General features: G+C 34.8%; 9 protein-coding genes. 8 read left to right on the top strand and 1 reads right to left on the bottom strand.

Annotated features, from left to right (window positions below; all coding sequences use genetic code 11):
- Positions 1–392 precede the first annotated feature (392 nt).
- Both ACHRVX_RS20020 and ACHRVX_RS20015 read left to right on the top strand, forming a co-directional pair.
- The gene (locus ACHRVX_RS20020; protein ID WP_395335515.1) at positions 393–1,679 is read left to right on the top strand and encodes a Glu/Leu/Phe/Val dehydrogenase; all 1,287 of its coding nucleotides are present in this window, start codon (positions 393–395) and stop codon (positions 1,677–1,679) included.
- Between the two features lie 269 nt (positions 1,680–1,948).
- Complete coding sequence (locus ACHRVX_RS20015; protein WP_395335512.1) at positions 1,949–3,172, top strand: sterol desaturase family protein; 1,224 nt, start codon at positions 1,949–1,951, stop codon at positions 3,170–3,172.
- 937 nt (positions 3,173–4,109) lie between these two features.
- Here ACHRVX_RS20015 and ACHRVX_RS20010 read toward each other — a convergent pair.
- The gene (locus ACHRVX_RS20010; RefSeq protein WP_395335510.1) at positions 4,110–5,708 is read right to left on the bottom strand and encodes a DUF6377 domain-containing protein; all 1,599 of its coding nucleotides are present in this window, start codon (positions 5,706–5,708) and stop codon (positions 4,110–4,112) included.
- Between the two features lie 479 nt (positions 5,709–6,187).
- On the opposite strand from ACHRVX_RS20010, the gene ACHRVX_RS20005 reads away from it, so the two are divergent.
- From ACHRVX_RS20005 to ACHRVX_RS19980, 6 genes are all read left to right on the top strand, one after another.
- Positions 6,188–6,712 carry a DUF5004 domain-containing protein gene (locus ACHRVX_RS20005; RefSeq protein ID WP_395335507.1) on the top strand — a complete coding sequence of 175 codons (525 nt, stop codon included), beginning with the start codon at positions 6,188–6,190 and terminating at the stop codon, positions 6,710–6,712.
- A 91-nt stretch (positions 6,713–6,803) separates the two neighbouring features.
- Complete coding sequence (locus ACHRVX_RS20000) at positions 6,804–7,886, top strand: hypothetical protein (RefSeq protein ID WP_395335504.1); 1,083 nt, start codon at positions 6,804–6,806, stop codon at positions 7,884–7,886.
- Positions 7,887–8,006: 120 nt separating this feature from the next.
- The gene (locus tag ACHRVX_RS19995; protein ID WP_395335502.1) at positions 8,007–11,027 is read left to right on the top strand and encodes a SusC/RagA family TonB-linked outer membrane protein; all 3,021 of its coding nucleotides are present in this window, start codon (positions 8,007–8,009) and stop codon (positions 11,025–11,027) included.
- A gap of 24 nt (positions 11,028–11,051) precedes the next feature.
- Positions 11,052–12,557, top strand: a complete 1,506-nt coding sequence (locus ACHRVX_RS19990; protein WP_395335500.1) for a RagB/SusD family nutrient uptake outer membrane protein — start codon at positions 11,052–11,054, stop codon at positions 12,555–12,557.
- A gap of 609 nt (positions 12,558–13,166) precedes the next feature.
- On the top strand, positions 13,167–14,411 hold the full coding sequence (locus tag ACHRVX_RS19985) for a glycoside hydrolase family 71/99-like protein (protein WP_395335497.1): 1,245 nt from the start codon (positions 13,167–13,169) through the stop codon (positions 14,409–14,411).
- A 25-nt stretch (positions 14,412–14,436) separates the two neighbouring features.
- Positions 14,437–16,461: a glycoside hydrolase family 97 protein gene (locus ACHRVX_RS19980; RefSeq protein WP_395335494.1), complete on the top strand. Its 2,025-nt coding sequence runs from the start codon at positions 14,437–14,439 to the stop codon at positions 16,459–16,461.
- Positions 16,462–16,651: the final 190 nt, after the last annotated feature.

Below are 16,651 nucleotides of genomic sequence, written 5' to 3'. Positions count from 1 at the left end.
TTATACTGAAAATAAACTCTACTAATTCTATAGAATTTAAGAAATATATTTATAGATTTGCAGTAACAATGAAAAACTATAGTCTAAATATCATCCCGTTCATGTGCAGCTTCACGATGTGTTGCATGATGGACTATGCGATGAGATGGCGTTAATAGAGAAAGTACTTGTTAGTTATTTTTTTTTTTAGCCTTTCATGCACCATGAAAGGCTTTTTTTAGAAATAGTAAAAAATAAATGAAATGAGATCCAACAGAAATACCAACATAATGATGCAATACTGCTTAATGAAAATTCCATGTTGCAGGTGTAAATTATAATAAACAACAGCTTTTGAAATAGGAGCTTTTAAAAACGATACCAAATAACCCAAATTAAAAAAAATATATATCATGAGTGCAGAATTAATTAAACAGAATCCCTTTCAATCCATGATTGATCGTTTCAATATTGCTGCTGACATTCTAAATTTAAATGAATCGATCAGACAAAAACTACAACGACCTGAAAAACAGATCGTCGTTAATTTTTCTATCACGTTAGATAGCGGAACAGAGCAAAATTTTGAAGGATATCGTGTTATTCACAATACGGCGTTAGGACCATCAAAAGGAGGAATTCGTTATGATACAGGCGTAAATCTTGATGAAGTAAAAGCACTTGCTGCCTGGATGACCTGGAAATCAGCCGTAACAGGAATTCCGTTTGGAGGAGCAAAAGGCGGAATCATTTGTGATCCCAGAAAACTTTCTAAAACCGAATTAGAAAAAATTACCAGAGCGTATACAAAAGCTTTAGCAGATATTTTTGGACCTGAAAAAGATGTTCCTGCTCCGGATATGGGAACTGGTCCTGACGAAATGGGCTGGCTAATGGATGAATTTTCAATAGTTCACGGCAAAACAATTCATGCCGTTGTAACCGGAAAACATTTGCATTCAGGAGGATCTTTGGGCAGAGTAGAAGCAACAGGAAGAGGCGTGAGTATTATTACATTATTGGCACTTCAAAAATTAAAACTAAGACCTGCAAGATCTACCGTTGCGATTCAGGGTTTTGGAAACGTAGGATTACATTCGGCTTTGTTTTTGTTCGAAAAAGGATTAAAAGTTGTCGCTGTTAGTGATGTTTCCGAAGCTTTTTACAATCCGGAAGGACTTAATATCCCGGAACTGATTTTATATTATAATCTCAATAATAGAAGCATCAAAGGATATCCAAATTCAGTTGCGATCAAACACGAAGACTTATTATTGCTGGAAGTTGATGTATTAATTCCTGCTGCAAAAGAAGATGTTATTACACAAAAAAATGCAAATGATATTCGTGCAAAAATTATAGTCGAAGGCGCAAACGGACCCGTTTCATCAGATGCTGATGCGATATTGCATACTAACAATGTTTTAGTGGTTCCTGATATTTTAGCCAATGCGGGAGGCGTTACGGTTTCTTATTTTGAGTGGCTTCAAAATTCCCTTTTAGAGTCATGGAGAATTCAACAGATTAATACCCGTTTGGAGGATATATTAGAAAAAGGTTTTGAAACTGTTTTTAGAGTTGCAGCAAAACACAACGTAACGCCACGTATTGCCGCGTACATTATCGCTTTACAAAAAGTAGCCGATACTCAGGCTGTAAAAGAAGTAGCATTAGAGGAACCGAAATTTAAGCAGAATTAAAAATTAGGTTTTTAGAATACAAAGACTGTTTTCATTGATTACTATTATTTTCAAAAGAGAAGGTATTAATCGATGAAAATATCTTTGTTTTAAGTTTATAGTAATTTGCTGTATGACGTGAAAAATTATTAAACACATAGAAACATAGATTTTATGAGAAATAAAGGATACAAAAAAGAAATACATTTTCTATGTGTTAAAAATAATTGTTGCAGTGTTTACAGTAAAATGTATTTGAGTTTTTTATAATCAAAAAAGTAATTTTTAAAATGGAACATATTAATTTTCTAGCTTTTGCAATGCCCGCTTTTTTTCTATTCTTATTTTTAGAATATAAAATAGCGCAACGCAAAAAGAGACCGGAAATTTTTAATTATGAAAGTTCGGTTTCAAATATTAGCATTGGTATTGCGGAGCGATTAATCAATTTATTTATTGCCGCAAGTTTCTATCAATTGTATTATTTGATTTATGACAACTATAGAATTTTTGATATTCCGAGTAGTGTTTTTGTTTGGTTTGCCCTAATTCTTGCAACTGATTTTGTCTGGTATTGGTACCATAGATTAGGACATGAAGTCAATTTTTTCTGGGCGGCGCATATTGTACATCATCATAGTGAAGAATTTAATTTTACCGCAGCAGCCAGGATTACTACTTTTCAGGCAATTGTCAGAACCGGTTTTTGGTGCGTACTTCCGTTCGTTGGTTTTCATCCGTCAATGGTGATTACAATGTTGATTGTTCACGGCGCTTATTCGTTTTTTACGCACACACAAGTTATTGGTCGGATAAAATGGCTTGAATATGTTTTGGTAACGCCATCAGTTCACGGTGTTCATCATGCATCTGACGAAAAATATCTGGATAAAAATTACGGTGATATGTTCACCTTTTGGGATCGGCTTTTTGGAACTTTTCAGGCAGAGGAAGAAAAGCCAAAATACGGATTAACACATCCGTTAAAAAGTTATAGTTTCCTGTGGCAGCATTTTCATTATTACTTCGAAATTTACGAATTATGGAAACGCTCCGTAGGTTTTCGCGCCAAATGGAAAGCCGTTTTTGGAAGTCCCGCCCACATGGATCAGGATATTCGTCCCATATTAGAAAAACGTTTTTTACAGGATAAAACGAATCCGCATCAAAGGCTCCGGTTTAAAAATTATCTCTATATACAATTAGGAATTTCTACTTTATTTCTAACTGCTTTTACCTACTATTTTGACTACTTAAATGTCGTTGATAAGATTGTTGTATTATTAATTATCCTGATAACATTAGTCAATTGCGGTGCTTTGTTAGAACAGCGAAAATGGATTTATTATCTTGAATATGGACGTATTTTCATTTTTACAACCTACTTTTTATATCAGGAAAATCTAATTTCGTTTTTCTTTGTTCCGCTTGCTATAATGATTTTTGCGGAGCAGTTGTTTTCATTAAGTAGGCGATATCAAAATGTAGTGCTGCAATTGGAATCTTCAGAATAAAATGGTCCACAGATTATGCGGATTAAACGGATTATCACAGATTTTATTATTAGAAATTGTATAATATGGGAACAGAATAAAGGTTGAAAATGATAGCCACGAATTCACGAATCAAATACTCATTGTCAATAATAATAATAATAATAATTCGTGAATTCGTGGCTTTTGACCCTTTTGGTATTTTAAAGTCCCATCGGGACGCCATATTTATAGAAAATTTTATGTCGATTCCATAAAACCCCAGCGGGGTGACATAATTTATACCCTGACATCAAATATATCGCTCCGCTGGAGCTTTGTCTCTCTTGTGTATGAATTTTGCTATAAACATACCGCGCCGCTGGAGCTTTGATTCTCTTCGCGCATAAATTTTGCTATAAACATATCGCTCTGCTGGAGCTTTGTCTCTCTTGTGCATGAATTTTGCTATTAACATACCGCCCCCGCTGGAGCTGACTATTGAAACGTAAAAATTTGATTTTAGAATAAACATAAAAAATGACATCCACGAATTCACGAATTATTTATCCACAATCTGGATGCGAAAATTCGTGAATTCGTGGCGATTTATGTCACACATTAAAAAATCTGTGTAAACCCGTTTAATCCGCTCAATCCGTGGGCAAAAAAAATTATATCGTTTTTCACGAATTCTTTTTTATCAATTTACAGCATAAAAAATTAGCGAAAATTTGTGTAATTCGTGGCATACCTTAAGACTCTACATAAAATAATCTGTTTCAATCTGTTTAATCCGCTCAATCCGTGGGCAAAAAAAATTATATCGTTTTTTACGAGTTCTTTTTTATCAATTTACAGCATAAAAAATTAGCGAAAATTTGTGTAATTCGTGGCAAACCTTTTGACTTAATACGCTAAATAAAATAATCTGTGTAAACCAGTTCAATCCGTTTAAATCCGCGGCCAAAAAAATAATTTAAATAGTTTTAATCGCCATAATCTTCTCTTCAAAAGTATCCTTAAAATCAGATTTGCTTTTGATTCTTGTTTTATACGTATAGATTGTAGCTACAGAAAGTTCCAGGAATTCTGCCATTTGGCTGCTATCCTGAATCCCTAATCTGTACAAAGCAAAAATGCGCAATTCGGTATTTAAAAGTTCTCCTTTTTTAACGACACATTTATGATCGTTTGGGAATAAATGATTAAAATCAGTCACAAAAGTGGGGAATAATTTCAGGAAGATTTCATCAAACTGATGAAAGAGATTTTCTCGTTCTTCCTTTACATTATAACGCTTTAAACTCGCGATAACTTCATCTGTTTTTTTGGTAATGATTTTATGAAGCGTGCTTTTTTGCAGATGATCTATTTTGTTTATAAAAGCCGAAGTTGCCTTAATAAAATACGTAATATATTCCTCTTTAATCTTATTCGCTTCGCTTAAACTAATGTTCATTTCCTGAAGTTGCGCGTACGACGAAGCCATTATTTTTCGGGCTTTATTTTTTTCCTTTAATTGTTTGAAAATAATAATCGAAAACAAAATAATAATCAAGGTTAAAATCGTCAATAGAATAATAATCCTTTCCAGTTTATCATTTTTCTCCTTTACATTGTTCAATTGCGCCTTTTCTATAATAGGTAAAATCGATGAAATTTCGATTTTACGATGCCTTGCATTATAAAAGGTCGCATCGTCCATGGCAATATTAATATACTCATTTGCCTTGTCCAGAAACCCCATTTTAAAAAGTTCATTGGCTAAATTTCTAAGCGCAACAGTTTCCTTTGTCGCATTTTTAACATCGGCAATAGCCGCAAGAGCAAGATACTGAATCGCCTTTTTTGTATATCCTCTTTCAGAATAAATATAGCCTAAACTAGAAGTCGCGATTCCGTAATAATCCGCCGGTAAATTGTAGTTGTTAATCCAGTAACTAAATGCAAATTCGGCACCACGCCAATCTTGTTGTTTAAGGCGTTTTAAGCTTTCTGCTGCCCAATATTCGTTTGTATTTGTACCAATTAATTCTAGTGCCTTTTGCAGGAAATGATTTCCCTGCTGCACATAATGAATATTAAAACGCTGGTCTTTATTATAATCGGCAAGATCATAATAGGCGCGTGCTTTGATGGAATAAAATTCGAATTTGTTTTTGAGATCCAGTTTTTTATCATCAATAACATTCAAAGTATCAATTGCTTCTTTAAAAAGTCCGGACGAAAGCAGCACAAAACCTTCTTTAATCCTGCTTTTAGATAAATATTCAGGTTTTTTAAGCACTATTGCTTTGAATTTTGCCTGTTCTAAATAATAATAAGCCGAGTCGTATTTGAAAGATTTATATTCTTCAAACAACAACATATAATTATCATAAAGCTGTTCGTTGTTTTGGCTCAAAGTAAACTTGGAAACGTTTTTCTTTAAAGTTTCAATTTTACGATACTTCTGTTTTAAGTAAATATCCTTTTTCAGGAGCACTTTATCTAATTCTTCAAGAACAGGATTTGTCTCTTTTGCAGAGAGTGAAAAACCTGCAATGAAAAAATATAGAATTACTATTCTTCGCATGTTTTGGTTTGGTTAGGGTAGAAAAAATGTTTTAGTTCAGTGTGGGTTAATTCGGTTTTTAATTCAAAAATAGTTCAAGAGCTGATGATTGGCAACTTTTAAATATTGGGTAGCTTCTTTCGTAATATACATTAAGGAAAGGAAATTATAGCGTGAAAATGGTTTGTGAATGTTAAAAGTGGTCTAGTGACTTGCAATTATACAATAAAAACTATTCAAATATATAGATAGTGAAAAAATAATCTCGTTTATATTAGATATTGTCATTTTAACCATTATTTAATTGTCATTTTCATCTCAACAAAACCTTGATTTTTTAAATTACGAAAACGTAATAGTAAATTGGTTTTCAGTTCTTTAAACTTTTAAAAAGGCGAATTATATCTTGATTTTTCACAGATGTTTTTTTTTAGATTTATTTAACATCTAGTTTCGTGCTGTTCTTTTAGAAGAATAAAAACTAACAAAAACCAAAATTTATGAGAAGTAAAAGTATTTACTGGTTAGCTGTTTTGATGTGCATATTTGCGATTTCCTGCGATAGTACAGAAGACGGAAGCTACGTTGATCCAATTACCATTTATGAGAAAGTAAATGGAAATTGGGGATTAACAAATTTGAAGATGGTCGATGAATTTGCAAAGGCAAATAAGATCGAACCAAGCGAAGAAAACTTGAGTACTTATTTTAACTACGAGGATTTTAAAATCAAATTCAATGTAGATGAAAAAAATAATCCAACAAGTTATGAAGTCACAGGCAATGTTCCTCCTTTATTCGCCCCAAAAGGATTCTGGCAGTTAAGCTCAGATTTTCAGCCCACAAAAGCAGGAAATGCTATCAGGATTTATTTGTATAGCGATGCTCAGAAAACTCAAAAAACAGATGAACTCAGATTAACATCGGTTCCGGGGAAAAACGAAGAAATGGAAATTCAGTTGGTTCGCAGTTCCGGAGGAAGCCCATTTGTGTCTTACGTGTTTAAATTAAATGCTATTAATTAAAAAGTAATATGAAATCGCCATGTTTCTAAATAACAAACCGGAACAAAGGATGGCGATACCATTTGCTTTAAAAAACAAATATGATATACACATGAAAAAATTTATATATACAGTTTTACTTGCCCTTTTTATGGCTCCTAATTTTATGCAGGCACAAGAAAGTGCGGGAGCTGTGGGCGCTATGTCATCGTTTCCGGTGGTATACAAATATGATGAAAAAGTGACGTGGTATTTTGATATGTCAGCGAGTACGTTTGCTGAGAACGAAGATCTATATATGTGGATCTGGTCACCATCTGAGCCGGATGCAGGAAATTTTGATAACTCATCTGACTTTGCCAAACTAACGCACGTAAAAGATAAAATCTGGAGTTTTACTTTGACTCCAACAGAATATTTTTCTAAAACTCCGGCAGAAATTGCAGCGAGTGTAGGATTTTGGTTCCGTTTAAAAAATAAAAACGGGTCAAAACAAAGTGAAGTGGGAAATATGCCCTATACAGATTTTACAACATTTTACACGGCAAACGAGCTCATCAGGTCTTATCCTGCAAAGCCAACAATTGACAAAGGTGTAAGTATTTTGTTTAATGCCAATTTAGCTCCAGGATTTGCAGGTGCAACGAGTGTTCATATGCACAGCGGACTAAACGACTGGGATCTTAAACAAGAATACCAATCGTGGTTGCCTGAAATTGCGGCGAAAACAAAAATGAAAGATTTAGGAAACGGTTTTTATAAAATAGATTTAGTTCCAAAGGACTATTATAATGCACCGGACGGTTATGTTATGGAAAATTTAGTTTTCCTGATGGTAAAAGATGATTGGGCAGGAACAACTCCGGATCAGGTTCTATTTGCCGGAGCTTTTGTACCGCCACCACCACCGGTTTTTACCTTTTTTCCTTTGCAGATTAGTCAGAAAGATTTTCTTGGAATGTCCAGAAAAAACAATGAATCCGGTGTGAATAAATTGCTTTACACGATTACAGCCGGTAGCAAAGTAATTTCAGGCGAGTTTTCCGGTGGAACGGCAGAGATTAAAGGATTTGTTAATCTGGTTTCAGAACTTAACGGGATTCCGAATTTAAATGAAATTCATGTTTTGGTAAAAGACAATAAAGACAAAACAATTTCGGATACTACCATCCCGCTTAAAACTTTAGACAAATAATTCACTATCAAATTAAAATATCAATTCTAATGGAATCGGCATAATTCATAATGTGGTTATAACCAATAATGATTATGCGAATTACATATGACCGATAAAAAAAACAATAAATAACTACATATGAATAGTAAAAATAAAAAAATAGTCCTGCATCACATGTGGACTACTAAAAATGTGGTATTCATGCTTTTCATGCTTTTTCTTTCGGCAGGAATATTTGCTCAGGAAAAAAAGCAGGTAACAGGTAACGTTTATGATAATACAGGATCTGCATTACCGGGAGCGACAGTTCTTGAAGCAGGAACCAGAAATGCAACTACCACAGATTTTGACGGTAAATTTGTTATATCTGTAGCCTTAGGAGGTGCTATTGAAGTTTCATTCATTGGTTCAACCACTCAAAAAGTACAGATTACGGCGGCAACAAAACCTAATTTAGACGTTCGTTTACAAAATGACGGTTACATGCTTGCTGAGGTTCAGGTAGTTTCTGTAGGTTACGGAACGCAAAAAAAATCAGATTTAACGGGAGCGATTTCTAGTTTAAAATCAGATGATTTAGTAAAAGGAACAATCTCTTCTACAGAACAGGTTTTACAAGGAAAAGTAGCGGGATTAAATATCATTCGCCCATCCGGAGATCCGGCTGCGGGTTCTACAATTCGCTTGCGCGGAGGAACTTCCCTAACTGCAAGTAATAGTCCGCTGATTGTGGTTGACGGAATTGCGGGAGTTGATATTAATATTGTTCAGCCATCTGATATTAAATCAGTTGATGTTCTTAAAGATGCTTCGGCGACAGCCATATACGGATCAAGAGGAGCAAACGGAGTTATTATTATTACCACAAAATCAGGTACAAAAGGAGTTTCGGTTACGTACAGCGGTTTATCAAGCGTGGGTTATGTAACAGATAATTTAGATCTTTTGTCAGCCAATCAATGGAGAGGTTACGTTCGCAGTACAGGAAATACGGATGCTGTTGATTACGGCGGAAATACAAACTGGCAAAAAGCGTTACAGCAAACGGCTATTTCGCAGTCACATACTTTAAGTATTAATTCAGGAAAAGCAGATAGTGGTTTCAGAACGTCACTTTCGTATTTAAATAATGAAGGTGTGATCAAAAAAACGGGTCTTGAAAGATTGAGCGGAAACATCAATGCCTATCAATATCTGGGAGATAATAAAGAGGTGAAATTTGACATGGGTTTATTTGCCAATGTTGACAAATGGCACCCAATGGATTATAGAATTTTTGAACGTTCTTATAATTTAAATCCAACAATTCCGGTATATGATGCTAACGGAAATTTCTCCTCTGTAGCAGGAAATATTTATGAAAATCCCGTTGAAATTTTAACGAACAGAACCGTTGATAACGAAAGACACAGATTATTAGGCTATTTTAAAACCGAAGTGAAATTTGCAAAAGATTTTCTTGCGGTTGCGAATATATCTTATGAACATAATGCGGTAAAAGGAGCCACTTACAAACCAAGTTATGCGGTTATGGAAGGAGTGACTGAAAACGGTTATGCTCAAAGAACCTATGCTGAATATGCAAATGCACAAGGCGAACTTTATGTAAACTATAATAAAGTGATCGACAAACATACGATTGGCGCACTTGCAGGATATTCGTATTTAGAAAATATCTATGAAGGTTTTGGCGCACAACGAAGTGGTTTTGTAACCGATGCTTTTAGTTATAACAATCTTGGTGCGGGTTACAATTATCGTTTAGGCGATGTGTATTCGTATAAAGGCAAATCAAATTTAGTTTCCTTTTATGCCCGTGCAAATTATGCTTATGATGGTAAATATTTACTGACCGGAACAGTGAGACGTGATGGTTCAAGCCGTTTTGGAGAAAACAATAAATGGGGAACATTCCCATCAGCTTCTGCAGCATGGAAAGTTTCCAGCGAAGAGTTTATGAGTGGTACAAAAAGCTGGTTAGACAATCTTAAAGTGAGAGTGGGTTACGGAGTTACAGGAAATCAGGACGGAATTGGGGAATATAAATCACTTTCGATTTTAGGAGTCGGTAATGATAGTTACTATGATCCTGCAACAGGAACGTGGAGTTTAGCTTATTCGCCAAAACAAAACCCAAATCCTGACTTAAAATGGGAATCAACAAGACAATTAAATGTTGGTTTAGATTTTAGTCTGTTCAACAGAATTACTGGTTCATTTGAATATTACGTAAAAAATACCGACGATTTATTATACACTTACGAAGTGCCTCAACCGCCTTATTTAGTGGGAACAATGTTAGCAAATGTGGGGGAAATGTCAAACAAAGGAGTTGAACTTACTTTGAATGCCGATATTATAAAAGGCGATAAATTTTCCTGGAATGCGAATTTGACATTAGGACACAACATTCAAAAAATAGAAAAATTATCAAATCCTACTTATAAAACCGATGTTATTTACAGCGGATCTCTTCACGGATTAGCAGGAATGTCTGGACAATATTCTCAAATTATTGCCGAAGGATATCCAGTTGGAACTTTCTGGGGTTTCAAAAATGCAGGACTTGATGAAAATGGTAAAATTCAGTACTATAATGCAGCCGGAAGTGTAGTGGCAGAAAGTAATTTAGTGGATGCTGATAAAAGAGATTTAGGAAATATTCAGCCTGATTTAACAATGGGTCTTGGAATGAATTTTACTTATGGCAACTTTGATTTAGGCGTTTCAGGATATGGAATGTTTGGTCAAAAAGCTTTAAACGCAACCAACATGATGCTGAATGATCCTAACAGATTACCAACGTTCAATGTTCCGGATGATTTCCTGAATAGCGGCATCACATCTGCACCTAAATATTCAGATTACTGGATCGAAGATGCTTCTTTCTTCAGGCTTCAAACCGTTTCCGTAGGATATACTTTGCCTTTAAAATACAAAAGTTCTAAACTTAGAATATATCTTATGGGAGAGAATCTGGCCGTATTTACAAGCTATAAAGGCGTAGATCCTGAAATTGGTTTAAATGCACAAGACGGAATAAATCAAACAGGCGTAATGGATTTAACCGGATTAGCAGCTCCGGGAATTGACAGATATAATAATTATCCTCGTCCAACAACGATTTCTGTAGGATTAAATTTTACGCTGAATAACTAAGCGATTAACTCAAAAATATATAAAATGAAAATCAAAATAACTGCAGCACTATTAGTTAGCATGCTTTTTACGATATCATGTACCAATTTAAATGAAGATTTATATGATAAAGTTGAAGATGGAAATTTTGGAAATACTCCAAAAGAAGTTGATGCATTAGTGGGAGGAGCCTATTCATCATTAAGAGGATTTGCTGACGGAATATCAAATAATTATCCAACAAGTGAGTATGTTTTCTTTTTGAATGAAACTGCTTCAGATGAAGCTACAATCCCAACAAGAGGAACAAACTGGTACGACGGAGGTCAATATCAGGATGTACAAAAACATATCTGGAAAGCAGATAACCGTTTGATTCTTTCGTCATGGCGTTACAATTATACCGGAATTGCCAAGATCAATTCGATCCTTTATCAAGTGGATAAATCATCGTTGACAGATGCTGCAAAAGCACCAATTTATGCCGAATTAAAATCATTGAGAGCCTATTATTACTACAATCTTTTAGATGCATTTGGGAATGTGCCAATCGTAGTAAATTTTGAAGATACCTCTTTGCCATCCAATTCTACCAGAAAACAAGTGTATGATTTTGTCGAGAAAGAATTACTGGACGCGATTCCGCATTTAACATCAAATGTGGTGTATTCTAAATTAACAAAAAACGTAGCCTATTCATTATTGGCCAGATTATATCTTAATTCTGAAGCTTTTATAGGGACAGCGCGTTGGCAGGATTGTATTAATATGTGTCAGAAAGTGACGGGATATACTTTAACGCCTGATTTCTTTGCCAATTTTGCAACAGAAAATCAAAAGTCACCAGAGATTATTTTCGCAATTCCGTACGATTCAAAAGCAGGAACATTAGGTAATTATATGAACTCAATGTCATGCCATTATCTTCATAAATTAACAATTTCGGCTTCGGGAAATGATTATCCGTGGAGTGGAAACGGAATGTGCGCACAACCTGGCGTTTATTCGGCTTTTGCAGCAACAGATAAAAGAAGAAAATGTATGGTTGCCGGTGATCAGATTAATGCAGCAACCGGACAAGTTATTGTAATGGATAACGGAGAACCTTTAACTTATACAGAAACAGTTACAAGTGTGGCTGATGCCAAAGAAAATCAAGGAGTCCGTTTAGGAAAATACGAAATGAAAGCCGGAGAACAATGGGAACGTGATCACGATTTTGTATTAATTCGTTATGCCGAAATCCTGATGATGCAAGCGGAATGTTACGTTCGTTTAGGATCTGCTGATTTAGCGAAACCTTTTATTCAGCAAATTACAGCACGTGCGGGAGAAGAAATGCCAACAACAATCGACCTTAATTTTATAGATAAAGAATTGCTGAAGGAATTTACATTTGAAGGAAGAAGAAGAACTGATAATATCCGTTTTGGAACCTATTTTCTTCCTTGGTGGGAAAAAGGAGCAACGGAGAAATACAGAGCAATTTTCCCAATTCCGAGTACAGTTTTAACCACAAATAAAAATTTGGTACAAAATCCTGGGTACTAAATTGTTGAATGTCAGTCTTCCGTGTTGGTTAGTCGTGGAAGGCTGACATATTTTTTATGTAAATGAGGGTATAAATTAAAAATTGAGAATTAAAAATTAAAAATCATTCAATCATGGGCAAAAGAAAAATCTGCCAGATCTGCAGAATCTGCGCGAGAAAAAATTAGCCACAGATAAAAGTATTAAAATGATTAAAAAAGTTTCACGCAGATTTTACAGATTAAGCAGATCTAATTTTGATGTATTTGAATAAATCCGATTGTAACATTTCTAGTAAAAAACATTTGATCAGTAGCAAAAAAAAAATCTGCCAGATCTGCAAAATCTGCGTGAGAAAAAATTAGCACAGATTAAAAGATTAAAAAAGTTTCACGCAGATTTTACTCATTAAAGCAGATTAATTTTGATTAAAAAAATAAAAACATCTGCAAAATCTGCTTAAATCATTTTAAATCTGCGTGAAATAATTTTAGCCAAAGATTTTCAGATTAAAACGATTAAAAAATCTGTGATAATCTTTTAAGCAGTGTCAAAAAAAATCAGCTCAATCTGCCAAATCTTCGTGAGAAAATTCAATGGCAGAAAAATAAAAACAAATAATACATCAATATGAAAAGATCTATCACATTATTGTTTTTTGGGATCATGAATATTTTAGTCATTGCAGGTTGTAGCAGCGACGATAAAAATTCAGATCAGCCCACAGAACCAGAAACAATTCAGCCTGTTGCGATTGAAAAAACAAATAGCACCAAAATTTACGTTCATTATATGCCCTGGTTTGAAACCAATGAAAGTAGCGCCGATAAAAAATGGGGATATCACTGGACAATGGCAAACAAAAATCCAAACAACACAGGCGCAAACAATCGCAGAGAAATTGCGTCCTATTATTATCCGCTAATTGGTCCCTATCATTCAGGTGATAAAAATGTGATCGAAAATCATTTATTATTGATGAAATATTCCGGAATCGATGGAGTTTTAATCGATTGGTACGGCACTTATGATGTCAACGATTACAGAATGGTAAAAGAAAACACAGAACAGCTTATCGCCATGCTGGACAAAGTTGGTTTAGAATATGCCATAGTTTACGAAGATAGAATTTTGACGAATGTAGTAAATGCCGGAAAAGCAATATCTGTTACCAGCGCAGCAAAAACCGACTTGGCTTATATGGAGAAAAATTATTTTGATGATAAAAATTACATCAAAGTAAACGGGAAACCATTGTTGCTGAATTTTGGACCAATTGTATTGCAAACTCCAGCCGAATGGACAAACGTTTTTAATACGTTAACCACAAAACCTACTTTTTTAACGCTTTGGGATCAATCAGTAGAAGCAGGAGAAAATGCTTCAGGCGAATATGCCTGGGTGTATAAAAACAGTACGTATCTCACTAATTTTTATACCAATACAAAACCAAAATTAGCTGTTGCAATGGGAAGTGCTTATCCCGGATTTAAAGATTTTTATGCCGAAGGCGGCGGTGGAGCAGCAATTGGCTGGACAATAGAACATAACAGTGGGGCAACTCTTGATGAAACACTTTCTCTGGCTAAAAATGAAAATATAAACTTCCTGCAATTAATCACCTGGAACGACTTTGGCGAAGGAACAATGTTTGAACCAACGGTAGAATTCGGTTATAGCTATATTGAAAAAGTAAAAGCATTTGCAGGTGTAAAAAGTACCGAAACTGTTTTTCCTGATATCAGTAAAATGTATAATCTGAGAACAGAAAAGAAAGGCAATGCCGATGCCCAAAAACAATTAGATCAGGCTTTTAATTATTTTGTTTCCATGCAGCCAGCAAAAGCAAAACAGTTACTAAACGAAATTAAATAAGAGTTGTAATTAATACAATTAAATAATGAAAAACATAAAATATAGATACTGTTTAATCGCTTTAGCGTTGATATTGATTTACGCTTGCAGTTCTGGTACTAAAAAAACATACAAAATAAGTTCTCCCGGAAAAAATACCGAACTAGTTTTTGAATTAACTGCTTCCGGTCAGCCGCAATATAGTTTTACTGCTAACGGAAAATCCGTTATAGAACCCTCTTTATTAGGATTTGAATTTAAAGGAATCCAAAAAATGACAGATGGTTTTGAAGTGGTTTCCACCGAAGAAAAAGCAGCGGATGAAACATGGGAACAACCGTGGGGAGAATTCAAAAAAGTGAGAGATCACCATAACGAATTAATTGTTCATTTGAAAGAATCCAAAGGCGAGGAGCGTCTGGTTGATATTATTTTCAGGATTTTTGATGATGGTGCAGGATTTCGATATGAATTCCCAAAACAACCCCATTTAGATAAGGTAGAAATATCAAATGAGATCACTCAATTCACGTTTAAATCAAATAATGATGTTTGGTGGATTCCCGTCCATCGTGAAAACAGTTATTATGAAAGTACGTATCGCAAAACGCCAACAAGTAAAACCGATACGATAAATACTCCGGCGACTTTTGAAACCAAAGAAAAATTATTTGTGGCAATTCACGAAGCCAACTTAACGGATTTTACTTCAATGACGTTACTTAAAACAAATGATAAACAATACAAAAGCGAGTTAGTACCGTGGAAAAATGGTGTAAAAGTCTATGCTCAAACACCTTTTAAAACTCCGTGGAGAACTATTGTTGTGGGAAAAACTCCGGGCGAAGTAGCGACTTCTACCATTATGCTGAATTTAAACGAACCTTCAAAAATTGAAGATCTTTCGTGGATTACGCCTTCAAAATATATTGGGATTTGGTGGGGAATGCATTTAGAAAAATTCACTTGGGGACAAGGACCAAAGCATGGCGCAACAACTAAAAACACTAAAGAATACATTGATTTTGCGGCAAAAAACAATCTTGACGGAGTTTTAGTTGAAGGCTGGAACGAAGGCTGGGACGGCGACTGGACTGCTGACGGTTCATCATTTAGTTTTGTAAAAGCATATCCTGATTTTAATCTTGAAGAAATTACAAAATATGCCGCGATAAAAAATGTTCGTTTAATAGGACATCATGAAACTGCCGGAGCAACAAAACATTACGAAAGCCAACTTGAAGATGCTTTTAAATTGTATCAAAAAATGGGCGTAAATACCGTAAAAACAGGTTACGTAAATAAATATCTGGATAAAAAAGAATGGCATGACAGCCAATACGGAGCGCGTCATTACAGAAAAGTAATGGAAACGGCGGCGAAATATCATATCATGATCGACAATCACGAACCTATAAAAGGAACAGGATTACAGCGTACATATCCTAACTTTATGACGCAGGAAGGCGGGCGAGGTCAGGAATATAATGCGTGGTCAGTTGATGGAGGAAATACTCCGGAACATTTAACGACTTTGCCTTTTACCAGAATGCTTTCCGGACCGTTTGATTATACACCGGGAAATTTTAATTTTGATTATAAAACGCCTTCAGGAGCGCGAGTGCAGACTACTTTGGCAAATCAATTAGCCTTGTATGTGATTATTTTCAGTCCGTTGCAAATGGCTTCAGACTTGCCGGAGAATTATGAAGGAAAACCGGAATTTCAGTTTATAAAAGATGTTCCGTGTACATGGTCTGAGACTAAAATTTTAGATTCTAAAATAGGTGATTACACCACAATTGTCCGCAAAGACTGGGACGAAAAAAACTGGTATTTAGGTTCGATAACAAATAGAGATGCAAGAAACCTTAATGTAGCTTTATCATTTCTGGACAAAGGAAAAGATTACGAAGCCGTAATTTATGCCGATGGAGCAGGAGCAAATTATAAAACGAATCCATATCCGGTGACGATTTCAAAACAAAAAGTAAATAGCAAAACCATATTAGATCTGAAATTAGCAGCTGGCGGAGGAACAGCTATAAAATTTTCTCCCATTGAAAAATAATGAGTTGAAGTTTATTTTGAGTTTTTTTGAACCATATAAGTTCATAGAAGAAATTATAAGTTTGGCGGGACCTTTGTCAAAGTTTTAGACTTTGACAAAGGTTTTTTATTTCGATTACAATTCGTGCTTTTTGTGATTCTGATTTATTTTTTAAAAACAAATTTTTTGATGCGTCTTACCATTTGTGCCG

Source organism: Flavobacterium sp. FlaQc-47, from assembly GCF_044006475.1.
Taxonomy (GTDB): domain Bacteria; phylum Bacteroidota; class Bacteroidia; order Flavobacteriales; family Flavobacteriaceae; genus Flavobacterium.
Note: the sequence above shows the minus strand (reverse complement) of the source record. Positions and strands in the feature narration are given on the sequence as shown.